The organism is Limosilactobacillus avium, assembly GCF_947381485.1.
GTDB classification, from domain to species: domain Bacteria; phylum Bacillota; class Bacilli; order Lactobacillales; family Lactobacillaceae; genus Limosilactobacillus; species Limosilactobacillus avium.
This window is the reverse complement of sequence record NZ_CANCWN010000004.1, coordinates 82,624-106,582: the sequence shown is the minus strand read 5'-3', so window position 1 is coordinate 106,582 and position 23,959 is coordinate 82,624. Positions and strand designations below refer to the sequence as shown.

Here is a 23,959-nt window from a genome sequence, read left to right as displayed (position 1 = left end):
CTACCCGATTTGCCTGATCATGGAATTCGTCGTCATCGTGCTAAAGAAAAGCGTGGTACGTTCAGTCACGGCCGCTCCATTGAGGAGCGTCCTCATAAAGTCGAAACTCGCCAAGAATTCGGCCACTTTGAAGCTGATACCGTACTTTCTGGCAAACGTAAAGGTCAAGCTGTGGCCACTTTTGTGGAGCGTAAGAGTCGCCTGACAATTATTAAACGGCTCCATGGTCGCGACAGTCAGTCCATGACTCAAGCCGTACTTGAACTAGTTAGTCAACTTCAAGACAAACTCAAGACGCTGACCGTAGATCATGGTAAAGAGTTCGCTAACTACCAGGCAATTGAGCAGCTAACTGGTACTCCAGTTTATTTTGCCCATGCTTATTCACCACATGAACGCGGCAGTAATGAGAACCGTAACCGAGTTTTACGGCGCTTTATTCCCAAAGGCCAAGCTATTGAAGCGTTAAGCGATCACAAGCTAGTTCAAATTAATTGGTATCTGAATTCACGGCCACTTAAATGTCTTAATTGGCATACACCAATCGAGATCTTCCTGCTTAATCTACGTCATTAAATTCGTTCAAGTTATTTCTTGCAATCTGCCATAAAGTAAAGGAGAACTGATTATGCAAAAGATTGTTACTTTTGGTGAAATGATGATGCGCCTGAAGCCTTCCCACATGCGGCGGGTCCTGCAGACCAACCAGTTTGACGTGGACTACGGTGGCTCAGAAGCCAACGTGGCCGTCTCCCTTAGCCTGTTCGGGGACGACGCCAGTTACGTAACCAAGCTGCCGGAAAACGTCCTCGGTATGGCAGCCCGCAACAAGCTGCGTCAATACGGGGTCGACACCTCACGGATCCTTTACGGTGGTCCACGCTTGGGGATGTATGTCTTTGAAAAGGGCCACAGCGTCCGGTCGACGAAGGTCACTTATGACCGGGCCGGAAGCTCCTTTGCCTCCTCAAAGGCAGCCGAATACGACTGGGCTAAGCTGCTTGATGGGGCAGATTACTTCTACTTCTCCGGAATCACGCCAGCCCTTTCTGAAGAGTTACGGCAAGCGGTCCTGAGTGCCTGTGAATACTGTAAGGAACACGGCATCAAGGTCGCCTGTGACCTGAACTTCCGGGGCAAGCTGTGGACACCAGAAGAGGCCCAGGCTTACATGAAGAAGATCATGCCTTACCTGACGATTTGCCTGGTCAATGATGAAGACTTCGAACAATCCCTCGGCATCCATGCCTTTGACGGTGACATGTCCCACGGAATTGAACAGAAGGCGACCTTTGAAAACGGCATGAAGGAAATCACCAAGCGCTATCCAAACGTCAAGGTGGTGGCCAGTGTTCTGCGGAACATCCAGTCCGTCGACAAGTCCACCTGGATGGGCCTGGTCTTAAAGGACGGCAAGTTTACCGAGAGTCCGGCTTACGACATTGATGTCCTAGAAGGGGTTGCCGGTGGTGACGCCTTTGGTGGCGGTCTGATGCACGGGATTTTGAACAACTTTGCCGACCAGGAGCTAATTGACTACGCCATTGCAGCCAGTGTCCTCAAGTTAACCGTCCTCGGTGACTTGAACGTGACGACGGAAGCAGACGTCCGGGCCGTCATGGACGGCGGTGCCGGTGTCCGGGTTTCCCGGTAAAAACTAAATAGGACTTGTTATCTGCCAGCTAAACTACTAGTATATTAGTTGGCAGATAATTTTTTGACTAAGGAAAGAGGTTTTTCGCCAATGTTACCAAAGTATGAAGCACTGAAAGCTGTTGAAAAGGCCGGTATCCTGGCAGTTGTCCGGGGTCGGAGTGAAGAAAATGCCTACAAGATCTCTAAGGCCAGCATCAAGGGTGGGGTCAAGGCCATTGAATTAGCCTTCACTTCCCCAAACGCTGACGTTACGATCAAGCACTTAAACGAAGAATACGCTGATGACCCCGAAGTTGTTGTTGGTGCCGGGACTGTTCTCGACCCCGCAACTGCCCGGATGGCCATGGTAGCGGGTGCCAAGTTCATCGTCAGCCCGTCCTACAACGAAGAAGTTGCCAAGCTCTGCAACCTCTATACTGTTCCTTACATGCCCGGCTGCTTCACGCCAACCGAAGTTCAAACAGCCCTGATGACTGGTGCGGACGTGGTCAAGATCTTCCCTGGTGCCATTGCCGGCCAGAAGATGATCCCAGAACTGCAAGGACCATTCCCACAGGCAAACATCATGCCAAGTGGCGGGGTTTCCCTGGACAACATGAAGGACTGGTTCAAGGCCGGGACCTTCTGTGTTGGTGCTGGTGGGAGCCTGGTTGGCCCTGGTGCTGATGGTGACTACGACCAAGTAACTGAAAACGCCAAGAAGTTCCACGAAGAACTGCTGCGGATTCGGAATGAAAAGTAATTAAGGAACCGTTTAAAACAGAAGAGACCGGTAGTCCAAGTTCACACTTGGCTGCCGGTTTTATTTGTTGCCTAAAGTGTAATTGATAAAGTAATTAGGGAAGGCTCTGATTAGGCTGTCCTCCTCGGTCAGCATCCGGTGCATGTGGTTGGCGGTCAGTCGCTCAACCTCATTGATATCACGTTCACGGACCGCTTCAAGGAGGGCCTTGTGCTCATCAATTAGGCCAACCCAAGACAGGCCTTCGATTTTGAGCCTTAAAAAGCGGAAGCGGTCGAACTGGATGTTGATTCGCTTAAGCCAGTTCCAAATCCGTAGGTGGTCGGTGATGACGTAGAAGTAGCGGTGGAACTCGTCATCACTGGTTAAGAAGTTGGTAAAGCTATCTTCCTTCATGATCAGGTACTGCTTAGACAGGATCTGCTTGAAGGTATCAACCTCTTCATGGGTGAGACGAACAGTTGTGGCGTCACGCATGATCCGTTGTTCGACACTAGCCCGGACAAGGCGGGCGTCTAATACTTCCTTCATGTCAATCTTTGAAATATATGTTCCTGATTGGGGAATGACATTAATCAGGTTTTCCTGGCGGAGCTGTAAAAGGGCTTCCCGTACCGGGGTCCGACCAATATTAATGTCTGCCTCAATCTTTTTTTCTGAAATCTTCTGGCCGGGCTTGTACTCCGCATTAATAATTTTTTTAATGATGATGTTGTACGCTTGCCCGGTTAGGTTACTTGTTTGCGCGCTATTCATTTCCTCATTCCTCCGTTTGTCACCATTATACCATCATTACTTTTTAAAAATTAGTTTGTGATTTTCTTGACAAAGCAGCTGGAAGCGTTTACTATAATAAGCGAACTGATATATTAGTATATTACTTAGAAGGGAGAACTTTCCATGGTGAAATTATTAGATGACTATCAAAAGGATGCAGGGTCATTTCACCAAGCAGGAATTACGGTTCCAAAGTTTGATCAAGCAGCAATGGTTGCTGAAACGGCGGAAAACCCAGTTTGGGTCCACTTCGGTGGTGGAAACCTGTTTCGGTGCTTCCACTCAACAATCGCCCAGGACTTACTCAACGAGGGGGCAATAAAGAGTGGGGTAATTGTTGCAGAAACTTATGATGACGAGGTAATCGACAAGGTTTACCACCCACTGAAAAACCGCTTCTTATCGGTTGAGATGAAGAGCGACGGGACCTTTGACAAGGAACTGGTTGCCAGTGTTGCCGACAGCATTTACGCCGGCGCCGATAACAAGGCCGGCCGGGCAAAGCTAGAAGAAGTCTTTGAAAAGCCGTCCTTGCAATTTGCCACCTTTTCAATTACTGAGAAGGGGTACGCACTGAAGGACATGAACGGGAAGCTGACCAAGGCTACCGAAGCCGACATTGCTAATGGTCCAGAAAACCCGGTAACAAACATGGCCTTTGTTGCCAGTCTCCTGTTGGCCCGTTACAAAGCAAACCAAGCACCAATCGCAATGGTAAGTACCGATAACTTCTCGCAAAACGGGCAACGCCTTGAAGATGCGGTGATGCTGATTGCTAACGGCTGGCTAAAGAACGGTCACGTTGACCAAGGCTTCATCGACTACCTGAATGACCGGCAGAAGGTGACCTTCCCATGGAGCATGATCGACCGTATCACTCCTAACCCATCCGAAGATGTTGCCTCACTCCTTAAGAAGGACGGTTTTGAGGATACCGAATTAGTTCACACCACAAAGCACACTAACATCGCGCCATTTGGTAACACCGAAGAAATCCACTACCTGGTAATCGAAGACGACTTTCCAAATGGCCGGCCCGCACTAGAAAAGGCCGGGGTAATGATGACTGATCGGGAAACGGTCAATGATGCCGACCAGATGAAGGTTACCGCCTGCTTGAACCCGCTCCACACTTCACTAGCAATCTTTGGCTGCCTGCTCGGCTTCAAGTCGATTGCCGCCGAAGCAGCGGACGAAGACCTCCTGAAGATGATTAAGAACCTGGGCTACGGTGAAGACTTACCGGTTGTTAAGGATCCGAAGATCATCAACCCGAAGGAATTCATCGACACCTTGATTAGCAAGCGGCTGCCAAACAAGAACATTCCGGACACACCGCAACGGATTGCTTCAGATACGTCACAAAAGGTTGGTATTCGTTACGGCGTGACCCTCCAACACTACGTTGACGATCCAAAGCTGGACCCTGCTAAGCTCGAGTTCATCCCACTGATCATCGCCGGCTGGTGCCGCTACCTGATGGCCATTGACGACCAGGGGAATGCATTTACGCCGAGTCCGGACCCACTTTATGACCAGCTTCACAAGTACGTTGCTGATATCAAGCTGGGTGACGATGGGGCAGACGTTCACGAAAAGCTCCAACCAATCCTCAGCAACAAGTCCATCTTTGGCAACGACCTGTACGAGATTGGTCTGGGTGAAAAGATTGAAAACTACTTCAAGCAGATGATTGTTAAGCCGGGAGCAGTTCGCGAAACGATTCAAGCAACCATTCAAAAGTTTGGTAAGTATTAATAAGGAAGAAGGAAAACGTAACTTATGAAGAACATGGGATTTCGCTGGTATGGCGACGGCAACGACTCCATCAAGTTGTCCGATATTCGTCAGATTCCAGGAACAACACAAGTCGTTGGAGCCCTCTTTGATATACCAGTTGGTGAAGTTTGGCCCAAGGAACGGATCGCCGCACTGAAGAAGGAAGTTGAAGACGCCGGTCTCAAGCTGGAAGTCATCGAATCCGTCAACATTCACGACGACATCAAGATTGGCCTGCCGAGCCGGGACAAGTACATCGAAAACTACAAGGAAACGATCAAAAACCTAGCCGCTTACGGCATCAAGGTAATCTGCTACAACTTCATGCCGATCTTTGACTGGGTCCGGACCGACCTCCACTATCCACTGCCGGACGGCTCAACGGACATGGCCTTCCAACACAAGTACGTTGAAGGGTCACCGGAAGAAATCATCAAGTCGGTGGAAAAGAACTCCAACGGTTACGTCCTGCCGGGCTGGGAACCGGAACGGCTGGCCGAAGTTAAGCGCCTGTTTGAAGCTTACAAGGATGTCGACGAAAAGAAGCTCCGTGAGAACCTGAAGTACTTTTTAGACGCCATCATTCCAACCTGTGAGAAGTACGACGTCCGGATGGCTATGCACCCGGATGACCCGCCGATGCCACTGTTCGGTCTGCCGCGGATCTACAAGAACCGGGAAGACATGATCAAGATTGAACAGATGCACGAATCTAAGTACAACGGCTTCACCATCTGTACCGGGAGCCTGGGTGAGAACCCGAAGAACGACGTGCCGGCAATTATCCGTGAGTTCGTCAAGAAGGACCGGGCACCATTCATTCACGCCCGGAACATCAAGTTCATGGGCAACGGTGACTTCCATGAATCCGCCCACCTGTCCTCTGAAGGTTCACTGGACATGTACGAAATCATGAAGGCCCTGTACGACACTCACTTTGACGGTTACATCCGTCCAGACCACGGCCGTGACATCTGGGGCGAAGAAGGACGCCCTGGCTACGGCTTGTACGACCGGGCCCTCGGGATTACCTACCTGAACGGGCTTTGGGAAGCAATTCAAAAGGATAACCAATAAAAATATTTTCTTGTTCTATCATGACCTGACCATATCTCATGATATTAGCCCATGGGGTATGGTTTTTGTTAGCAATTATTTGTGAAAAAATGAACTTCGAAAAATGGTGAAATTATGAATAAACATAAAAAGACCAGTTGGGTTTATACACCGAAGAAGATTAACGTTTGGCGTGGGATTGGATTCGGTATGAACGACCTTATGGGCGGTGGTTGGAACAACATCGTCTCTGGTGTTATCTTCGTTTTCGTTATGAGTAATGGTATCAGTCCGGCCCTGGCCGGGGCGATTACCGGGATTGGCCGGATCTTTGATGCATTGTTCTCCCTGTTCTTCGGGGCAATCACCGATGGCTTTTACCGGAACAAACTTGGTCAAAAGTTTGGGCGGCGGCACTTCTTCATCCTGCTTGGTGGGATCCTGTTTGCCTGCATCTTCCCACTGTTCTGGGTCAAGTCGACTAACTGGGTTTACTACCTGGTTGTCTACGTGGCAATTGAATTGATCATTGCCATGATCCTGATTCCTTGGGAAACCCTGCCAACTGAAATGACCAACGATTACAACCTCCGGACAGTATTGTCTGGTTCCCGGATGGTTATTTCCGCAACGGGGACGGCCTTAGTATTCTTCATCCTGGCTGCTCTGAAGCACGCTCAGAACCCGAACGCTTACCTGGTTACGGGTATTATCTGGACGATTATCTTTGTTATCGCAATCTTTACTTCCTACCGGAGCACTTGGGAACGTCCGTTGACCGAGGACTACGTTAAGAAGCTGAACGCTCAACCACGGTTATCAATGGGTGAGTTCATGAAGAAGACCGTTCATGATTACTTCTCGACCTTCAAGAACAAGGCCTTCCGTCAACACCTGGCAATTTACCTGCTTTCCTTTACTGGGAAGGACTTCTACTCAACCATGCTGCCAACCTTCATCGTTTGTTGTATCAACGGTGCCAAGGAAGACCTTCCTTGGACCCTGCAAGCTTTGTCCGCAGTTGGTATTTTGGCAACCCTGGCTGCTACCCGGATCATGATCACCCACGGTCCACGGTTCCTTTACGGCTTAGGTTACTCCACAATTATTCTGACGATGATTGGTTACATTGTCACCTGGATCTTTGATGTTAACAACCCGGTTGTTATCCTGATTGTTATCTCGCTGTTCTACCAATGTGGTCGTGCCATCCTGGAATTCACTCCATGGAACGTCTTCCCATTCATCCCTGATGTTGACCGGATCATGACCCGCCAGGACCGTGCCGGTATCTACGCCGCTGTTATGACCTTCTTCCGTAAGTCCACTGGTGCCATCGCTTCTTGGATTGCCGGTATCTTACTTGAAGTAATTGGCTTCAACTCTAAGTCAATGCTTAACTACGGTACGACACCACACTCCATTCAATTCGGAATCATGCTGATCTTCTTCGTCGGTCCTGTTCTGTTGATTGGTTGGGCCCTCTGGATCTCACGTAAGTTTAAGCTTAACCGTGATACCCACGAAATCCTTAAGAACGAAATTACCCGTCTGGAAAACGGTGGTTCCAAGGCCGATGTTACCCCTGAAACCAAGGAAGTTGTTGAGGAATTAACTGGTGAATCTTACGACAAGGTATGGCCTGAAAATGTACCAGACCAAACCAAGGCAAACAACTAAGGATAAGCAATTGGAGGTAAGAAAAATGGCGCTTATTGATAAAAACTTTCTGTTAACTAATGACTGGGCCAAGAAACTCTTCTTCGACTATGCAAAGGACATGCCGATCATTGACTTCCACTGTCATCTGGTACCTAAGGAAATTTACGAAAACAAGAACTACAAAAACATCACGCGCCTGTGGTTAAATGATGGCACGTATGGTGACCACTACAAGTGGCGCCTAGAACGGGCCAACGGTGTTCCCGAAGAACTGATTACCGGTGACGGGGACGACTATGACAAGTTCCTGGCCTGGGCGGGAACAATTGAAAAGGCCGTTGGGAACCCAGTTTATGAATGGACCCACCTGGAGTTGCACCGCTTCTTTGGGATTGACGAACCGTTGACCCGGAAGAACGCACCGGAAGTTTGGAAGAAGGCCAATGCCATGCTCCAAACTGACGACTTCAAGCCTCGTAACCTGATTAAGAAGTCCCACGTGGTTGCGGTCTGCACGACTGATGACCCCGCTTCTGACCTCCACTACCACAAGTTATTAAAGAAGGACGAAAAGGAAAACGGCTTCCGGACCCTGCCAGCCATGCGGCCTGACAACCTGATCTACATTGATAAGGAAGGTTACGGCAAGTACCTGGAAGAACTGGGTAAGATTACCGGAATCAAGATCACTTCCTTCAAGGACATCCTGAAAGCAATGGACAAGCGTTTCCAATACTTCAACGACATGGGTGCCCGCTTGTCTGACCACTCCCTGAGTACTTACCACTTCATCGAGGCCAGTGACGAAGAGCTTGACCACATCGTCAACAAGGCTGTCAAGAACGAACAGCTGACTGATCAGGAACGTGACCAGTACCTGACGATGCTGATGGAAGGGCTGATGAAGCTCAACAAGAAGTATGACTGGACGATGCAGTTCCACAACAACGTATTGCGGAGCATCAACCACCCAATGTTTAATAAGATTGGGGCCGATACCGGTTTCGACGCAATGGGGACCCAACCAGACATGATTGCTCAGATCCAGCAGCTCTTCACTAAGATGAAGGACGAAGATGGCCTGCCAAAGATCATCTTCTACTCCCTCAATCCTAACGACTGGATGCAATTGATCACGCTGATGGGCTGCTTCCAGGAAGGCGGCAAGCAACGGATGCAGCTCGGGGCTGCCTGGTGGTTTAACGACACCGCTGAAGGGATGGACACTCAGTTGCGTGACTTCGCCCAACAGAGTCTGTTGCCAAACTTCGTCGGGATGCTGACTGACTCACGAAGCTTCCTGTCGTACCCACGGCATGAGTACTTCCGGCGGGTTCTCTGCAACTTCTTCGGTAAGCTGATCGAAGCAGGGCGGGCTCCTGAAGACAAAGAATACGTTGGCAAGATTGTCCAAGACATTTCCTACAACAACGCTCTGAATTACTTTGACTTCTTCCCAGATGCTAAGCCAAGCGAACTATTTGGTGAGCACGAAAATAAGTTTCAATTCTAACCTAGTATAACGAGGGGGACGGCAAATTTTAGCCGACCCCTCTTTTCGTATTGAAAAAATAAATATAGAAAGGTGTGGTTAAAACATGTCCGCAGATATGGTCTCGCTGCTTTGGATTTTCATCGGCATATGCCTCTTAGTCTTCTTAATTGTTGGCTTGAAGTTACATAACATCATTTCACTTCTCATTGCCGGAATTTTTATTGCGTTTGCGGAGGGGGTGCCAATTACCAAAGTTGTCCCCACCGTTGAAAAGGGGATTGGTGGTGTCCTATCGACACTAGCCCTGATTGTCATCTTTGGGGCGATTGTTGGGGAACTAATGACCCAGTCAGGCGCTTCTCAGCAAATAGCGGATACGATCGTCTCAAAAATGGGACGAAGGTATTTGTCATTTGCCCTGCTCATCATTGGGATGATTTTTGGGATGTCAATGTTTTATGAGGTTGCCTTTCTTATTACGGCACCACTAGTTATCAGTATTGCACGGGAAGCCAAGATTCCTTACATGCGTCTGATTATTCCAACGGTTGCTGGTGCAACGATGGGGCACAGTATTTTTCCACCACAACCTGGTCCAATGGCATTGGTAACGGCTTTTCATGCTGATATCGCCCAGGTTTATATTTGGGGACTCGTCGTCATTATTCCGTCAATCATTTGTTCTGGAATCCTAATTCGACGCTTCATTCCTGGTCTGGACAAGATGCCCCTTGGTAATGTGATGAAGCCGGCACCAAAAATGCCGAAGGATCAGCTGCCGAGCTTTGGTATTAGTTTGCTGGTCCCGTTACTACCAGCGATTATTATCATTGCTTCTTCAATTGTGAAGTCCTTGACTAAGCCATCGGCAATGCCGTACAAGTTAATGTCCTTTATCGGTAGTGCCGAAATAAGTATGCTGATTACCGTGATTGTGGCAATGGTTGCCTTTGGCTATGCGCGTGGCAAAAGTGGAAAGGAGATTACTGACGAGCTAACTAAGGCGATTAAGGGGATTTCCAACGTCCTGCTTGTCATTGCTGCTGGGGGTGTAATGAAGGAAGTTATTATTGATACCGGCGTCGGTAACATTATTGTCACCATGTTTGATAAGCTGCCCGTGTCACCATTTATCTTGGCCTGGTTAATTACGGTTTTGATTCGGATCCTGACCGGTCAAGGGGCGGTGGCCGCAATCACCGCAGCCGGAATCGTTGCACCGATGATTACCGCAATGCACGTTAGCCCGGTACTGATGGTTCTAGCCTGCGCTTGTGGTAGTAACACGATGACCCTGATGTATGATGGGGGCTTCCTGCTGTTCCAACAATCGTTTGGGATTTCAATGAAGGATACTTTCAAGACCTGGGGCGGACTGGAATTCGTTAACTCACTAGTCGGGTTACTGATGGTCCTTCTCTTAAGTGTCTTTGTTCATTAAAAATATATAACTAACATAGTGGATCCTAGCGACTGACTTTGCAGGAGTTAGGATCCTTTTTTGCGGAATTTAAAAAGAAATCCCTTACATACAAAAAGTTAGTGCAAAGGGGTTGAAACTCATAATATATATAGTAGAATACAAACTGTTCATTGATTGTTCACGTTAACATAACATGTTAACTTATCTGTGAGAGGAGAGAATTTCAAATGAATTTTATCAAGACTTTAGCAATTTTCATCGTAGCAAGTATCGCATTAGCCGGGGCCGCTAGCGCTAGTTCAATCTACACGACTACTAATAACAACCACAGCCTTAGTCAACAAATGACAAACGTGGTTGCCAAGAATACCGAAGCTGTTAATACCCAGCTCAACAAATAATTTTTAACTGCTAAGAAGGGTCAAGTCGGCATACCGTCGGCTTTTCTCTTTACTCCAGCTTGATCAATTCTAAACAAATTGCCAAAAGATATTGAATGTTTCACGTTAACATTCTATAATGTAAATAGATTGAGAGCGCATCCATCCTTTGCTGTTCCAACGGTGGTGGTTACGTCTTCAATAATGAGCTTGTCTTGCGATTATTTGCACATCATCCTCTCACAGATGCGACAGCGACTCGGCAGACAAGCGGCTGCAGTAGATATTGGTTAATAAATTCTGGAGGTTTTCTAAGATGGAAAGTCTTAATAATAGTTTTCGTAAATTGCCACAGTACCCCAACAAGGTTATTCAATTTGGTGAAGGTAACTTCTTACGGGCCTTCATTGACTGGCAGATTCACCAGATGAACAAGCAGGGCCTGTTCAAGGGGGGCGTTCAAGTTGTTCAACCCCTGCCAACTGGCCGGATTAAGGAACTGGACGAACAAGACGACCTGTACACTGTTCTTCTCGAAGGAATTTTAAACGGTAAGAAGATTCAAAGCCACGAAATCATCGAATCCATCAACGGGACGGTTAACCCTTACACCGACTACGACAAGTACATGGCCTTAGCAGAAGACGACAACATCGAAGTAATTTTCTCTAACACGACAGAAGCCGGGATTGAATTTGTCCCTGAAGACACGCTGGACGCCGTTAAGAAGGGTGAAAAGAGTTCTTACCCAGCTAAGTTAACGGCACTGCTTTACCACCGCTTTGAATTAGGCAAGAAGGGCTTCCACATCATCCCTTGCGAACTGATCAACCACAACGGGGATGCCCTGAAGAAGGCCATCCTGCAATACGCTGACCTGTGGAACCTTGGCCAAGACTTTGTTGACTGGATCAACAATGACAACGAATTCTACTCAACATTAGTTGATCGGATCGTTCCAGGTTACCCACGTGACCGGGCTGCTGACCTGGAGAAGGAATGGGGTTACAAGGACCAAAACATGGTTAAGACCGAACCATTCCTGATCTTCGTTATCGAAGGTAGCAAGGACATTGAAAAGGTATTGCCACTCAAGGAAGCCGGCATTAACCTGGTCGTTACTGACGACATGCAACCATACCGGAACCGGAAAGTTTCTATATTGAACGGTCCCCACACGACAATGTCCCCAATCGGCCGCTTAGCTGGTCTGGAAACCGTTGGCCAAGTAATGGATGACAAGGACTTCTACAAGTTTATTGATGACGAAATGCACAAGGAAATTATTCCGGTTGTTCCACTTCCAAAGGATGAACTGGAAAGTTACGCCAAGGGGATTCAAGAACGGTTTGAAAACCCATACGTTAAGCACGAACTGAGTGCCTTAGCCCTGAACAGTATTTCCAAATACGCTGCCCGCCTGTTGCCAAACTACAAGCGTTACTACAACAAGTTCGGCAAGCTGCCAAAGCGGATGAGCCTGGCCCTGGCCGCTTACCTGTGGATCTACAACGGTAAGTCCAAGTTTGACATCAACGATACTGCTGACGTCACGGTCGGCTTCAAGAAGATCCAGGGCGACGACAACTTTATTCACGAAGCCCTTTCTAACCCTGACTTCTGGGGCGAAGACCTGACCAAGATCCCTGGCCTGGAAGACTTAGTAACTAAGTACTACAACGAAATTGCCGAGAAGGGCACCCGGGCAATTGTCCAAGAAATTAATGCAGAGGAGTAGTAGTTTCATGGAAAAACTAGTTATCTTAAATGGCAGTGACAACGTGGCCATTGCGACCACTAACCTGACTGCCAAAGATACTGTTGAAGTTGCTGGCCACCAGCTCACACTCACGGCTGATGTGCCGGCCGGCAATAAGGTCGCAACCCAAGCCATTAGCAAGGGTGAAGACGTTATTAAGCTTGGTCAAGTAATTGGCCAGACAACGGCGGATGTTCCTGAAGGGGCACTCGTCAACGAAGGTAACCTGGTTGATAAGACCACAAGTGTTGCCGATCAGGCCCCCGTTGCGGACTTGTCCCAGTACGTATCAAAGCAAAACTTCATGGGCTACCGGCGAAAGAACGGCAAGGTCGGCATTAGAAACGACCTCTTCATCGTCCCAACGGTTGGCTGCATTACCCCACTGATGGACGTGATGGTCCAACAGTTTAAGGCGGTCCACCCGGATAACGGTTCCTTTGATAACATCGTTTTGCTGAAGCACCCATACGGCTGTTCCCAACTGGGTGAGGACTTTGAGCAAACTCGTCAGGTCCTTTGTGATGCGGCCCTCCACCCGAATGCGGGTGGGGTACTTGTCTTCGGCCTTGGTTGTGAAAACAACCAGATGGACGGGATGAAGGAGACCATTGATAAGATGGCCGGTATCGACCCGCAACGGATGAAGTTCCTGGTTGCCCAGGAAGTCAAGGATGAGTTTGCCAATGCCCAACAGATGCTGGAAGAACTGAATGATGCGGCGGCTAATGACCACCGTGAACCGGTTCCGTTGAGTGAATTAACGGTCGGCCTACAAGGGGTTCAACCGGATGCTCTGGCACCAGTCACCGCGGACCGGCTTCTCGGCCGGCTTGCCGATGTCGTTGATGCCAATGGTGGGAAGACCGTCATTACCGGTTTACCGGAAATGGCTGCCAACCAGGCTAACTTGGCCAAGCGGGCCGGGGATGATGCCACGGCCGCCAAGGTTAACCAGGTCTTTGACCACATGCGGAATTACTACGGCGAATTTGACCAGGAAATGGTCAAGAAGCCTGGCCAAAAGGAATTTGCAAAGGGAGTTACGACCGCTACTGAAGCAGCCGTCAACGCGAGCCAAAAGGGTGGCCAAGCCCCAGTTAGCGATGCCCTGTTTTACGGTCACAAGGCTGAAAAGGCTGGCTTAAACATCCTGGAGGCCCCGAACAACGACCTGATTGACTCCTCCGCCGAAGCAGCGGTTGACTGCCAGTTAGTTGTGACGAGCACTGGGGTGGCAACCCCTTACGCCAGCTTTGTCCCATCCGTGAAGGTGGCCACAACGACCGAACTAGCAAGTAAGAAGCAGCGTTGGATTGACTTCGATGGTGGCCAGGTTCTGAACAGGCCATTTGAAGAAGTCGCCAAGGAATTTATCGATGACATCATTGCCATCGCAAGTGGTAAGGAAACGAAGAACGAACAAGCTGGGTTGCACGGCCTTGCGATCTTCAAGATCGGGGTCACCGAATAGTAAGGAAGTTATTTAAATGATTAAAATTGAAAATGCTGACTTTCGTGCAGAAATTGACGAACACGGAGCACAGTTAACCCACCTGGTTAATAAGCAGGCCAACTTTGACTACATTTGGAACGGTAAGGAGTGGGGCAAGCACGCCCCGGTCCTGTTCCCGGCAATCGGTCGGTCCAACGATGACAAGTATGTTCTCGACGGCAAGACCTATGAGATGCCGCAGCACGGTTTCGTCAGTGACCAGGACTTAACGGTCACCTACCAAACCGAAAACGCGGTTACCCTGGAATTAAAGGCTAACGAGGCGACCAAGAAGTACTACCCGTTTGACTTTACCCTGGCAATCACCTTTACCCTGTTGAGCACCGGCCTGTCGCTGAGCTTTGCGGTTACCAACAACACTGACCGCCAGATGCCATACTCCATCGGTTCCCACCCGGCATTTAACGTCCCAATCAACGGGGTGGCTAAGTTTAACAACTACCGGGTTAAGTTTGCCGGTATCGAGGGGCCAATCAACGACTACGAAATTGTCAAAACGCCTAACCCGTACCGGACTGGTAAGGAAGAATTGTTGACTGAAAACAATGAACTGGCCCTGAACTACGAAACCTTCAAGCCCGGCCTGCGGATTATCAGCAATCCAGGGATCAAGAGTATCAAGCTATACTCACCACTGACCTCACATGCGGTCGAGATGGACATCAGTCAGTTTAAGAACGTCTGCCTGTGGACGAAGGAAGACGAAGACTGCGCATTCCTGTGCATGGAACCGTTCAACGGCTTCCCCGACGTTCTCGGTGAACCAGTTGACTGGATGAAGAAGGAGGGCAACATTATCTTGCCTGCCCACGAAACCAAGGTATCCCAGTACGAAATGCACTTATCATAATTAAATTGCAAAAGGAGAAATTGAATTTATGTTACCAAAGTATGAAGCACTGAAAGCCGTTGAAAAGGCCGGTATCCTGGCAGTTGTCCGGGGCCGGAGTGAAGAAAATGCCTACAAGATCTCCAAAGCCAGCATCAAAGGTGGGGTCAAGGCCATCGAACTCGCCTTCACCTCCCCAAACGCTGACGTAACGATCAAGCACTTAAACGAAGAATACGCTGATGACCCCGAAGTTGTTGTTGGTGCCGGGACTGTTCTCGACCCCGCAACTGCCCGGATGGCCATGGTAGCGGGTGCCAAGTTCATTGTCAGCCCGTCCTACAACGAGGAAGTTGCCAAGCTCTGCAACCTCTACGCTGTTCCTTACATGCCTGGTTGCTTCACGCCAACCGAGGTTCAAACAGCCCTGATGACTGGTGCGGACGTGGTCAAGATCTTCCCTGGTGCCATTGCCGGCCAGAAGATGATCCCAGAACTGCAAGGACCATTCCCACAGGCAAACATCATGCCAAGTGGTGGGGTTTCCCTGGACAACATGAAGGACTGGTTCAAGGCCGGTGCCTTCTGTGTTGGTGCCGGTGGGAGCCTGGTTGGCCCTGGTGCTGATGGTGACTACGACCAAGTAACTGAAAACGCCAAGAAGTTCCATGAAGAACTGCTGCGGATTCGGAATGAGAAGTAAAAGGAGTTATGAATAATGAATAATTTCATTATTTTGGATGAACATGATTCCGTTGCGGTCGCTCTGCAGGACCTGCCAAAGGGAACGGTTTTAAAGACCGCCAACCACGGTGACGTAACCACCCTGGAAGACATCACTCGGGGCCATAAGATCGCCCTGGAGGACATCAAGAAGGGTGCCGACATCATCAAGTATGGTTACCCGATCGGTCACGCAACCCAGGACATTAAACGTGGGGAACATGTTCACATTCACAACATCGCAACGAACCTTTCTGGTGAGTTGGAATACAGCTACAAGCCAATTAAGATCACAACGAAGGTCGGCAAGGACGACCGGAAATTCATGGGTTACAAGCGACCAAACGGCAAGGTCGGCATCCGAAACGACCTCTACATTATCCCAGTTGTTGGCTCGGTTAGTGAACTGATTGACCCGCTGGTCACCCAGTTCAAGGCCCTGCACCCGGACAACGGTAACTTCGATAACGTCGTGCCCCTTAAGCACACTTACGGAATTGACACGCCCCAGGATAACTATAAGCGGGCACGGAAGATCCTTGTGGACGCAGCCTTGCAACCTAACGCCGGGGCTGTCCTGATTTGTGGCCTGGGCTGTGCCGACGATGACGAGCTGGCCCAAATGAAAGCTGCTCTTCAAGAGGCCAACGGGAGTATCGATACGGACCGGATCAAGTTCTTGTCATCCGCCGACAGTGATGATGAGATCACTGATGGCTTAGCAATGCTGGAAGAACTGAACGCGGCAGTCAAGGACGACCAGCGGACGCCACAACCACTGAGTGAATTGAAGATTGGTTTGAAGTGTGGGGGCTCTGATGGGCTCTCTGGGGTAACCGCCAACCCGCTTTTGGGGCGGCTCTCTGACTTTGTTGCCGCTCAGGGTGGGACCACGGTCCTGTCCGAAGTTCCAGAAATGTTTGGTGCCGAGACAATCCTGATGTCCCGGGCCAAGGACGAAAAGACCTTTGACAAGACGGTCAACTTGATTAACAACTTTAAGGCCTACTTCGAGCGCTTCCACCAGCCGATTTACGAGAACCCGTCACCAGGTAACAAGGCTGGCGGGATCTCAACCCTGGAAGATAAGTCGCTTGGCTGTACCCAAAAGTCCGGGACGTCCGCCGTTAACGACGTCTTAAAGTACGGGGACAAGATTAAGACTAAGGGCCTGAACTTGCTACAGGCACCCGGTAATGACCTAGTTTCTTCATCGGCCGAGGCTTCGGCGGACTGTCAGATGGTCCTGTTTACCACGGGACGGGGGACGCCATTTGCCACCTACGTTCCAACGGTTAAGGTTTCTTCCAACTCCTATATCGCTAACCTTAAGCCGCGTTGGATCGACTTTGACGCCGGCCAGTTGATGAACGAATCGATGGATGACTTGGCAGCGAAGTTTATCCAGTACATCATCGACGTGGCCAGTGGTAAGAAGACCAACAACGAAAAGTATGATGTTCACGGAATCGCCATCTTCAAGACCGGCGTAACGGAATAGCATTTTGGATGTAACAACCTCAGAAAAAAGGCAAGGTGCCATAAATTGTGACACCTTGCCTTTTCATATTCACATTAGGTAACTAGTTTTGTTGACTGCCACCTGCTGGCTTGTCAGCGGCCTTCTTGAGCTGGGCGTTGGTTTCCTTCAAGCGGGCGTTTTCCTTTAACAGGTCCTTGACCTGATTCTGCAGCTTTTGCAGCTGCTTGGGGTCAACCTTGCTGGCCCGCAACTCCTTGAGCTCCTTATCCTGTTTCAAGTGATTTGAGAAGGAGAGGAGGTAGATGATTAGGGCCCCGATTAAGAAGCAGACCAAAATCAAGAGAATTAACGGCAGCTGGAACTTGGCAAACAGGAGGTTTACCGCCACGGATGCCGTGTTAGCAACCGCAAAAATGGCAATGATGATAATTAGGATAATTGAAATAATAGTAGTTGATTGTTTCTTCAATGTTCTTCCCCCAAACTAAATTTACCTTCATTGTATAACTTATTTTGTTTGGCGCATACCCTTAGGACACAGCTTTTGGTCGTTTCGGGAACTTTTGGTATACTAATAGCGGTATTATTCCAGACTCTTCAGGGCCTGGTTGGCAAGGTGGTGGGCACCGGCATTTTGACTGTCGGGGACCCACTGGGTGACGACGGTCGGGAAGTGGTCAATCAACCGGTTCAGGGTAGCGAGCTGTGCTTGGTAATGTTTTGTATAATTTTTGCCAATTGCGTCACTAAGTAAGCGGCTATCGGTGTAGAATAGGACTGTTTGTTCGCCAGCAAAGTGGTCACAAAGGTACTGAAAGCCAAACGTGGCCGCCGCGAACTCGCCACTGTGGTTATCAGCTCTGGCGACCGTCTTCGTCAGCTGGTACTGCTGGTGGTTGAAAAGGATTAGGACTCCTAAGCCGGTTGGCCCCGGGTTACCCTTGGTTGCCGCGTCAGTATAAATTTTAATCATTAAAAATCACCTCATCGGAAGGATGTTAATCATAAATGGAAGAAGAAATACGTTATTTTTATCAACCAGACCTGACCGGGACCATTATTTCCTGGTGCTGGACCTTCATTATTTTCTTGGCGGGCCTGATTATCTGGTTGGAAATTACTCATTTTCAGTGGATCACGGCCGTCCTGTTCGTCATCTTCGCTGTCCTGGTATTCTTAGAGATCAAGCGGCGGACCGTAGTGGTGACGCCAACCAAGATGACCTTTAGTCGCCTCCTGCAGAAGGACTACCTGGTGATTCCACTGGCTGACATCCGCCAACCCCATTTTACTAAACATACGATGTCAATGACAGTCAACGGCGAGGTTCTCAACTTCACCTTCACGAACAAGGCCATTCGCCGCCTCCAGGCCCTGCTTGACCGCCAGGAAAAAGAAGGGGCCCAGTCATGACCGTGGTTATTTCCTTAATCCTAGCCATTGTCCTGGTGGCTCTCGACCAGCTGGTGAAGCACTGGGTGGTTGCTAACGTGGCCTTAAACACCGCCCATCCCTTGATTCCCCACGTCCTTGCTCTGACGAACCTGCGAAACTACGGTGCCGCGTGGAGTATCCTGGAAGGGCAGCAGTGGTTCTTTTCAGTGGTGACCGTGGTCGCCTTAGCGGTCATCCTCTACCTGTTCTATCGCTGGCGCCACAACCCGCGCCTCCTGTGGCCACTGAGCCTCATCCTCGCCGGAGCGGTTGGTAACTTTATTGACCGCCTCCAGCACGGCTACGTGGTTGACATGTTTGAAACCCTGTTTATGAACTTTCCCGTCTTTAACGTGGCGGACTGCTGCCTGACGATCGGCGTCGTTTGGTTGGTCATTATCATTATTCGTGAGGAAGAGGAATAGTATGGAAGAAAATTTACGGTTAGTGGTTGAAGAGGGGATGACCGGGCGAATTGATAAGCAACTGGGTCACCACTTCAACCAGTATTCCCGCTCACAGATTCAAAAATGGATCGGTGACGGGAACGTAAAGGTTAATGGGCACCCGGTTAAGCCCAAATACAAGCTTGCGGTCGGTGATGAGGTGACTATCGAGCCAGAAAAGCCCCAGAAGATTGACCTGGAGTCCGAGAATATACCCCTCGACATCGTTTACGAAGACGATGACGTGGTGGTCGTAAATAAGCCCCAGGGGATGGTGGTCCACCCGGCACCGGGGCACCCCAATCACACCCTCGTTAACGCCCTCTTGCACCACTGCCCACTCTCGACAATCAATGGGGAATTTCGTCCCGGGATTGTTCACCGGATTGACAAGGACACCTCAGGCCTTTTGATGGTGGCCAAAAACGACATGGCCCATCGCTCCTTGGCTGCCCAATTAAAGGCCAAAACCAATAAGCGGGAGTACGTGGCGCTGGTGCATGGTGTCATTAAGGACGACCAGGGGACCATTGACGCGCCGATTGGGCGGTCAAGAAAGGACCGGAAGAAACAGGCCATCGTCAGTGACGGACGGCACGCCGTTACCCACTTCAAGGTGTTGAAGCGTTACCGGCACTACACGCTAGTTTCCTGCCGGCTGGAGACGGGCCGGACCCACCAGATCCGGGTCCACATGAAGTCGATTGGCCACCCGCTTGCTGGGGACCCCCTGTATGGTCCGCGGAAGACCCTCCCGGGGGCGGGCCAGTACCTTCACGCCCGGCTGCTCGGCTTTAAACACCCCCGGACGGGAAAAGAAATGGTGTTTACGACCCCACTGCCCGACTACTTTCAGAAAATGCTGGATAAGCTGGACAAGACGGATTCTAATTAACAGAAAGCACCAAGTCGTATATAATTGGAAGAGTGAATAAGTGAGCAAAACGTAACCTGCTCAAGAGGGGGATTATTAATGGCATCACGATACCTCATATTTGAAGATGGGTCTATCTTTGCCGGCGATGGTTTTGGCGCCCCGGCCGTGACCTTTGGCGAAGTAGTTTTTAACACCAGCATGACTGGTTACCAGGAGATCGTCACCAACCAAATCTACAATAATCAGATTTTGATTTTTACCCAACCTAATATCGGGAGCTACGGGATTCAGCGCAACATCTATGAGACAATTGTCCCGACAATCAAGGGGGTTGTGGTCCGGTCGCTCTCCAACGTGGCGACTAACAACGTCCGCCGGCTGACCCTGGACCAGTACTTAAAGCAGATGAACATTCCAGGGATCAGTAACGTTGACACCCGGGCCATTGTTCATAAGCTCCGTGCTGCCGGGAAGCCGTTGAAGGGGAGTATTGTGCCTGTCCCTGATGACCACGCCTTCGACCAGCTCCACGCCACGGTCCTGACGAGCCAGCAGGTGGCCCAGGTGGCCACGCCTAAGCCCTACCCGAATCCGGGAGTGGGGAAGAGCGTTGTCGTTATTGACTTCGGCCTGAAGAACGGGGTCCTGCGACAACTAAGCCGGCGGAAGTGCAACGTCACCGTCCTGCCGTACACGGCAACAACGGATGAGATCCTCCGCCTAGATCCAGACGGGGTTGTCCTGTCGACCGGCCCGGGGGATCCCAACAAACTGAAGGCGTCGGTCCTGAAGATGATTCGGGAAGTGGAAGAAAAGGTGCCCCTCTTTGCAATTGGCCTGGGCCATGAGCTCTTTGCAATGGCGAACGGGGCCCAGGTCAAGCGCCTGCCGGTTGAGCACCACGGGATGAACCACCCCCTGCACGAGATTGTGACGGACCACATTGTCTACGCAACCCAGGGTGGGGGCTACCAGGTGGACCGGACGACGATCGACCGCTCCAAGCTCTTCATCACCTATGTCGACATGTTGGATAACAGTATTCAGGGCCTGCGTCACCGGCAGTACCCGGCGTTTTCCGTCCAGTTCTTCCCGGACGGGGCACCTGGGCCCGACGAGACAAACGGCCTATTTGATGAATTTATTGAGATCATGACCCGGAGGGAGGCGCAACGGTAATGACAAAAGAAGTTCGTTCCGTCCTGATTATCGGGGCCGGGGCCAACGATGTCCAACACGGGGATGAACTCGACTCGGCAACCTACCAGGTGGCCACTGAATTCCACCAACTAGGCGTCCACACCATCCTCGTCGATGACAATCCCTTTTCGGTAAGTCTGGAAAGCAGCGACATCATTGACCACGCTTGTGTGGGCCCACTGGAGGTCGATAACCTGATCCGCATCATTGACCAATACAAGCCTCACGCGATCCTCCCAACTTTGGGGAACCGGCGCGCCTTCGAACTGACCCAGAAGCTGCTTGACAAGGGGATTATCCAGGAAAGAAACATCCGCCTGCTGGGCATTCCGGAAGGGACCATCCGGCAGATCAATAACCCGGTCCTGCTTAGTCGGACTCTCCACGCGATGGACGCGCCGACGAAGGCCATCGTCACCGTCAATACCTACCAGGACGCCCTAGAAGAGGCCCGTAAGATTGGTTACCCGGTCATTATCCGGTCGGTCCTTCCCAAGAGCAGCAGCACCCGACAGATTGTCCATGACCAGCGGGAGTTGGCCCCGGCCGTCCAGAAGTGCCTAAAGCAGTCGCGGGCCGACCAGGTCTTTGTTCAGCAGAGCCTGGCGGGCTTTAAGGAAATTGAGGTGGTCGTCCAGCGTGACCAGTCGGGGACAATGATGATGCTTTCGATGGTTGAAGACATGGACCCAATCGGTATTCACGCTGGTGACTCGATTGCCTTTAACCCGCCGCAGACCCTCTTAGACCGGCAAATTCAGGACATGCGGGACACGGCCTTTGCGATTACTCGCAAGCTGCGGATTGTGGGGGTCAACCACGTCCAGTTTGCCCTTAACCCGGAAAATGATAAGTTCTACGTGATCAAGAACAGTGCCTACTTCGACCGGATGACGGCCTTTGTTGCCCAGTCGACGGGGTACCCGATTGCTAAGGTCTGTGCCCAGCTGTACGCGGGTTCGCTCCTGCGTAATATTGACCTCGGTAAGGACTACGTTAACCACGCCGCCCTCGTCGAACCGACGATGGACCACATTGCGGCCCGGGTGCCGATGTGGGGTTTTGATGCGGTTCCCGAAGCCGACCAGCAGCTGACAACTGAGAAGAAGTCGGTGGGGACGGCCTTTGGGATTGGCCGCAGCCCGATTGAGGCCCTGTTCAAGGCCATTGAGTCCCGCTACAAGGAACCGACCGATTTCCACCTGTTAGCCCAGGAGAAGCTCTCTGATGATGAACTCGTCATGAAGCTTGTCCACCCGGCTGCGGGGCGGATCTTCGTCCTGATTGAGGCGATGAAGCGGGGCTATTCGGTCGATGAACTCGCCGAGATGACGAAGATTGATCCCTTCTACTTTGACCAGATCAACCGGATGCGGTTGCTAATTGAAGAGATCATCGAACACCCGCAGAAGGAGCCGGTGTTGATTAAGGCCAAGTATAACGGCCTGAGCAACCAACTGATTGCCCGCCTGTGGAAGACGACTCCGGAGCAGGTCTACCAGATGTATGAGGACCACAAGTTGATGACCAAGTATAAGGAGATCGAGCCCTCCGGTGGGGAGTTCACCCAGCACACCGGGAGCTTCTACTCCGCACTTGAGTCCGAAAACGAGGCCACCAAGACGGCCCAGCCGAGTGCGATGATTATCGGAACTGGGGGCCTGCGGCTGGGGATGAGTAACGCCGGGGACTACTTTGTCGCCATGGTGATGCGCCAATTAAAGGCCGACCACTTCCACACGGTAGTGGTCAATTCCAACCCCAGTTCAGTTACCCTGAGCTACTCACTGGCGGACAAGCGCTACATTGAGCCGGCCACGACGGAAAACATCCTGCAGATCCTGCGAATTGAGCAGCCGCAGTTTTTGTTCGTGCCCGCCAGTTACGGTGACCTTCTGGCGGCACTTAAGAAGGACCAAATTGAAAGCCAGCTCGTGGTGATTCCGGATGATGACCTGTCAATGCTGGATGACTATTCTAACCAGCTGGTTTCCTTTAACTTCCTCTACGATGGCAAGTATGCCTACCCGCTGGGGACCATCACCAACCTACTTTCCGTCGACCAACTTGAATACGAGTCAACGGCGATCCGTTACCCGGCCGAGCTGGATAATGCCGATAACCAGAAGTTAAATGACCAGAGTATGGCCGCGATTGCGGGGCAGTCGGTTCCGGGCCTCTACCAGGTGATCTTTGAAAAACAGGCGAGCGGCGGTTTTAAGCAGGTCGGTGTCCAGCCGATGCCACTGCCGGAGATTGCCTTTTTGGCCAAGGCCCTGGGGTTAAATCTCTCTGCCATTTTGACCCGGATCCTTACCGGGCGGGCACAGAGCGCGGACATTAACGAGTTCTTGAAACACGAGGGCCCATCCGGCAGTGCCACCTACCGGGCGACCTTCCCATTCAAAGCGCTCCACGTTAAAAACGGTGTTCCGGCGGTCGAGAAGATTATCGGCGCCCGGATGCAGTTCATATAGAAAATAAAATTAGGCACTGATGCTCTTTATAAAGCACGGGTGCTAATAATTGATGAGTTTTTGAAAAATGTTCATTAAGTGTTATAATCAATCATGAAAGCGGTTACCTAGCACTCATTCGCGAATGCCGCTTGATCAAAGACTTTTTAAGGAGCGTTTTTTAATATGGAAAGTTTAGTATTACTTTTAGGTTTTGCAATTGAAGCAGTGGTTCTCTTAGTCGTTAAGCAGATATACTCGTAGTT

At 50.4% G+C, this 23,959-nt stretch carries 22 protein-coding genes; 19 read left to right on the top strand and 3 right to left on the bottom strand.

Annotation, left to right across the window (positions count from 1 at the left end; genetic code table 11):
• The 3 genes from QOS01_RS02740 to QOS01_RS02730 form a co-directional block, all read left to right on the top strand.
• On the top strand, nt 1-576 hold a 576-nt coding region (locus tag QOS01_RS02740), incomplete at its 5' end, for an IS30 family transposase (RefSeq protein WP_283621005.1).
• 52 nt (nt 577-628) lie between these two features.
• Complete coding sequence (locus QOS01_RS02735) at nt 629-1,654, top strand: sugar kinase (RefSeq protein ID WP_283621004.1); 1,026 nt, start codon at nt 629-631, stop codon at nt 1,652-1,654.
• Between the two features lie 90 nt (nt 1,655-1,744).
• Nucleotides 1,745-2,398 (top strand): bifunctional 2-keto-4-hydroxyglutarate aldolase/2-keto-3-deoxy-6-phosphogluconate aldolase, encoded by a 654-nt coding sequence (locus QOS01_RS02730; protein ID WP_283621003.1) that lies wholly within the window; start codon nt 1,745-1,747, stop codon nt 2,396-2,398.
• Nucleotides 2,399-2,458: 60 nt separating this feature from the next.
• Here the strand turns inward: QOS01_RS02730 and QOS01_RS02725 are convergent, their stop codons facing one another.
• Nucleotides 2,459-3,154 (bottom strand): GntR family transcriptional regulator, encoded by a 696-nt coding sequence (locus QOS01_RS02725; protein ID WP_283621002.1) that lies wholly within the window; start codon nt 3,152-3,154, stop codon nt 2,459-2,461.
• A gap of 144 nt (nt 3,155-3,298) precedes the next feature.
• Between QOS01_RS02725 and QOS01_RS02720 the strand changes: the two genes are divergently transcribed.
• The 11 genes from QOS01_RS02720 to QOS01_RS02670 all read left to right on the top strand — a co-directional run bounded on the left by QOS01_RS02720 (nt 3,299) and on the right by QOS01_RS02670 (nt 17,298).
• Nucleotides 3,299-4,933 carry a mannitol dehydrogenase family protein gene (locus QOS01_RS02720; protein ID WP_283621001.1) on the top strand — a complete coding sequence of 545 codons (1,635 nt, stop codon included), beginning with the start codon at nt 3,299-3,301 and terminating at the stop codon, nt 4,931-4,933.
• A gap of 24 nt (nt 4,934-4,957) precedes the next feature.
• Nucleotides 4,958-6,031: a mannonate dehydratase gene (gene uxuA, locus QOS01_RS02715; protein ID WP_283621000.1), complete on the top strand. Its 1,074-nt coding sequence runs from the start codon at nt 4,958-4,960 to the stop codon at nt 6,029-6,031.
• Between the two features lie 114 nt (nt 6,032-6,145).
• Nucleotides 6,146-7,690, top strand: a complete 1,545-nt coding sequence (locus QOS01_RS02710) for an MFS transporter (protein ID WP_283620999.1) — start codon at nt 6,146-6,148, stop codon at nt 7,688-7,690.
• A 25-nt stretch (nt 7,691-7,715) separates the two neighbouring features.
• Nucleotides 7,716-9,185: a glucuronate isomerase gene (uxaC, locus tag QOS01_RS02705; protein WP_283620998.1), complete on the top strand. Its 1,470-nt coding sequence runs from the start codon at nt 7,716-7,718 to the stop codon at nt 9,183-9,185.
• A gap of 85 nt (nt 9,186-9,270) precedes the next feature.
• Complete coding sequence (locus QOS01_RS02700; RefSeq protein ID WP_283620997.1) at nt 9,271-10,608, top strand: gluconate:H+ symporter; 1,338 nt, start codon at nt 9,271-9,273, stop codon at nt 10,606-10,608.
• Between the two features lie 209 nt (nt 10,609-10,817).
• Nucleotides 10,818-10,991 (top strand): hypothetical protein, encoded by a 174-nt coding sequence (locus QOS01_RS02695; protein WP_283620996.1) that lies wholly within the window; start codon nt 10,818-10,820, stop codon nt 10,989-10,991.
• Nucleotides 10,992-11,286: 295 nt separating this feature from the next.
• Complete coding sequence (locus tag QOS01_RS02690; protein ID WP_283620995.1) at nt 11,287-12,708, top strand: tagaturonate reductase; 1,422 nt, start codon at nt 11,287-11,289, stop codon at nt 12,706-12,708.
• 7 nt (nt 12,709-12,715) lie between these two features.
• Entirely contained in the window at nt 12,716-14,203 is a 1,488-nt protein-coding gene (locus tag QOS01_RS02685) for a UxaA family hydrolase (RefSeq protein ID WP_283620994.1), read from the top strand.
• Nucleotides 14,204-14,219: 16 nt separating this feature from the next.
• Nucleotides 14,220-15,095, top strand: coding sequence for an aldose 1-epimerase family protein (locus QOS01_RS02680; protein ID WP_283620993.1), 876 nt, complete (start codon nt 14,220-14,222; stop codon nt 15,093-15,095).
• A 28-nt stretch (nt 15,096-15,123) separates the two neighbouring features.
• Nucleotides 15,124-15,777 (top strand): bifunctional 2-keto-4-hydroxyglutarate aldolase/2-keto-3-deoxy-6-phosphogluconate aldolase, encoded by a 654-nt coding sequence (locus QOS01_RS02675; protein ID WP_283620992.1) that lies wholly within the window; start codon nt 15,124-15,126, stop codon nt 15,775-15,777.
• Between the two features lie 15 nt (nt 15,778-15,792).
• Nucleotides 15,793-17,298, top strand: coding sequence for a UxaA family hydrolase (locus QOS01_RS02670; protein ID WP_283620991.1), 1,506 nt, complete (start codon nt 15,793-15,795; stop codon nt 17,296-17,298).
• Nucleotides 17,299-17,380: 82 nt separating this feature from the next.
• On the opposite strand, the gene QOS01_RS02665 is transcribed toward QOS01_RS02670, so the two are convergent.
• Together QOS01_RS02665 and QOS01_RS02660 are read right to left on the bottom strand one after the other, a co-directional pair.
• Complete coding sequence (locus QOS01_RS02665) at nt 17,381-17,749, bottom strand: LapA family protein (RefSeq protein ID WP_283620990.1); 369 nt, start codon at nt 17,747-17,749, stop codon at nt 17,381-17,383.
• 114 nt (nt 17,750-17,863) lie between these two features.
• Nucleotides 17,864-18,253 (bottom strand): ribonuclease HI family protein, encoded by a 390-nt coding sequence (locus QOS01_RS02660; protein ID WP_283620989.1) that lies wholly within the window; start codon nt 18,251-18,253, stop codon nt 17,864-17,866.
• A gap of 35 nt (nt 18,254-18,288) precedes the next feature.
• Here QOS01_RS02660 and QOS01_RS02655 point away from each other — a divergent pair, with 35 nt between their 5' ends.
• The 5 genes from QOS01_RS02655 (at nt 18,289) to QOS01_RS02635 (ending at nt 23,714) form a co-directional block, all read left to right on the top strand.
• Nucleotides 18,289-18,693: an EbsA family protein gene (locus QOS01_RS02655; RefSeq protein ID WP_283620988.1), complete on the top strand. Its 405-nt coding sequence runs from the start codon at nt 18,289-18,291 to the stop codon at nt 18,691-18,693.
• Nucleotides 18,690-19,139 (top strand): signal peptidase II, encoded by a 450-nt coding sequence (gene lspA / locus QOS01_RS02650; RefSeq protein WP_283620987.1) that lies wholly within the window; start codon nt 18,690-18,692, stop codon nt 19,137-19,139. The genes QOS01_RS02655 and lspA overlap by 4 nt, the downstream gene beginning before the upstream one ends.
• A gap of 1 nt (nt 19,140) precedes the next feature.
• On the top strand, nt 19,141-20,055 hold the full coding sequence (locus QOS01_RS02645) for an RluA family pseudouridine synthase (protein ID WP_283620986.1): 915 nt from the start codon (nt 19,141-19,143) through the stop codon (nt 20,053-20,055).
• Nucleotides 20,056-20,133: 78 nt separating this feature from the next.
• Nucleotides 20,134-21,216: a carbamoyl phosphate synthase small subunit gene (locus QOS01_RS02640; protein WP_283620985.1), complete on the top strand. Its 1,083-nt coding sequence runs from the start codon at nt 20,134-20,136 to the stop codon at nt 21,214-21,216.
• Nucleotides 21,216-23,714, top strand: coding sequence for an ATP-binding protein (locus QOS01_RS02635; protein ID WP_283620984.1), 2,499 nt, complete (start codon nt 21,216-21,218; stop codon nt 23,712-23,714). Before QOS01_RS02640 ends, QOS01_RS02635 begins: the two co-directional genes overlap by 1 nt.
• Nucleotides 23,715-23,959: the final 245 nt, after the last annotated feature.

Coding starts and splice junctions, on each gene's coding strand:
- QOS01_RS02655 (WP_283620988.1), top strand. CDS start 18,289: ATGGAAGAAGAAATACGTTATTTTTATCAACCAGACCTGACCGGGACC.
- QOS01_RS02670 (WP_283620991.1), top strand. CDS start 15,793: ATGAATAATTTCATTATTTTGGATGAACATGATTCCGTTGCGGTCGCT.
- QOS01_RS02700 (WP_283620997.1), top strand. CDS start 9,271: ATGTCCGCAGATATGGTCTCGCTGCTTTGGATTTTCATCGGCATATGC.
- QOS01_RS02695 (WP_283620996.1), top strand. CDS start 10,818: ATGAATTTTATCAAGACTTTAGCAATTTTCATCGTAGCAAGTATCGCA.
- lspA (WP_283620987.1), top strand. CDS start 18,690: ATGACCGTGGTTATTTCCTTAATCCTAGCCATTGTCCTGGTGGCTCTC.
- QOS01_RS02720 (WP_283621001.1), top strand. CDS start 3,299: ATGGTGAAATTATTAGATGACTATCAAAAGGATGCAGGGTCATTTCAC.
- QOS01_RS02730 (WP_283621003.1), top strand. CDS start 1,745: ATGTTACCAAAGTATGAAGCACTGAAAGCTGTTGAAAAGGCCGGTATC.
- QOS01_RS02735 (WP_283621004.1), top strand. CDS start 629: ATGCAAAAGATTGTTACTTTTGGTGAAATGATGATGCGCCTGAAGCCT.
- QOS01_RS02725 (WP_283621002.1), bottom strand. CDS start 3,154: ATGAATAGCGCGCAAACAAGTAACCTAACCGGGCAAGCGTACAACATC.
- QOS01_RS02675 (WP_283620992.1), top strand. CDS start 15,124: ATGTTACCAAAGTATGAAGCACTGAAAGCCGTTGAAAAGGCCGGTATC.
- uxuA (WP_283621000.1), top strand. CDS start 4,958: ATGAAGAACATGGGATTTCGCTGGTATGGCGACGGCAACGACTCCATC.
- QOS01_RS02680 (WP_283620993.1), top strand. CDS start 14,220: ATGATTAAAATTGAAAATGCTGACTTTCGTGCAGAAATTGACGAACAC.
- QOS01_RS02690 (WP_283620995.1), top strand. CDS start 11,287: ATGGAAAGTCTTAATAATAGTTTTCGTAAATTGCCACAGTACCCCAAC.
- QOS01_RS02635 (WP_283620984.1), top strand. CDS start 21,216: ATGACAAAAGAAGTTCGTTCCGTCCTGATTATCGGGGCCGGGGCCAAC.
- QOS01_RS02710 (WP_283620999.1), top strand. CDS start 6,146: ATGAATAAACATAAAAAGACCAGTTGGGTTTATACACCGAAGAAGATT.
- QOS01_RS02645 (WP_283620986.1), top strand. CDS start 19,141: ATGGAAGAAAATTTACGGTTAGTGGTTGAAGAGGGGATGACCGGGCGA.
- QOS01_RS02640 (WP_283620985.1), top strand. CDS start 20,134: ATGGCATCACGATACCTCATATTTGAAGATGGGTCTATCTTTGCCGGC.
- uxaC (WP_283620998.1), top strand. CDS start 7,716: ATGGCGCTTATTGATAAAAACTTTCTGTTAACTAATGACTGGGCCAAG.
- QOS01_RS02685 (WP_283620994.1), top strand. CDS start 12,716: ATGGAAAAACTAGTTATCTTAAATGGCAGTGACAACGTGGCCATTGCG.
- QOS01_RS02660 (WP_283620989.1), bottom strand. CDS start 18,253: ATGATTAAAATTTATACTGACGCGGCAACCAAGGGTAACCCGGGGCCA.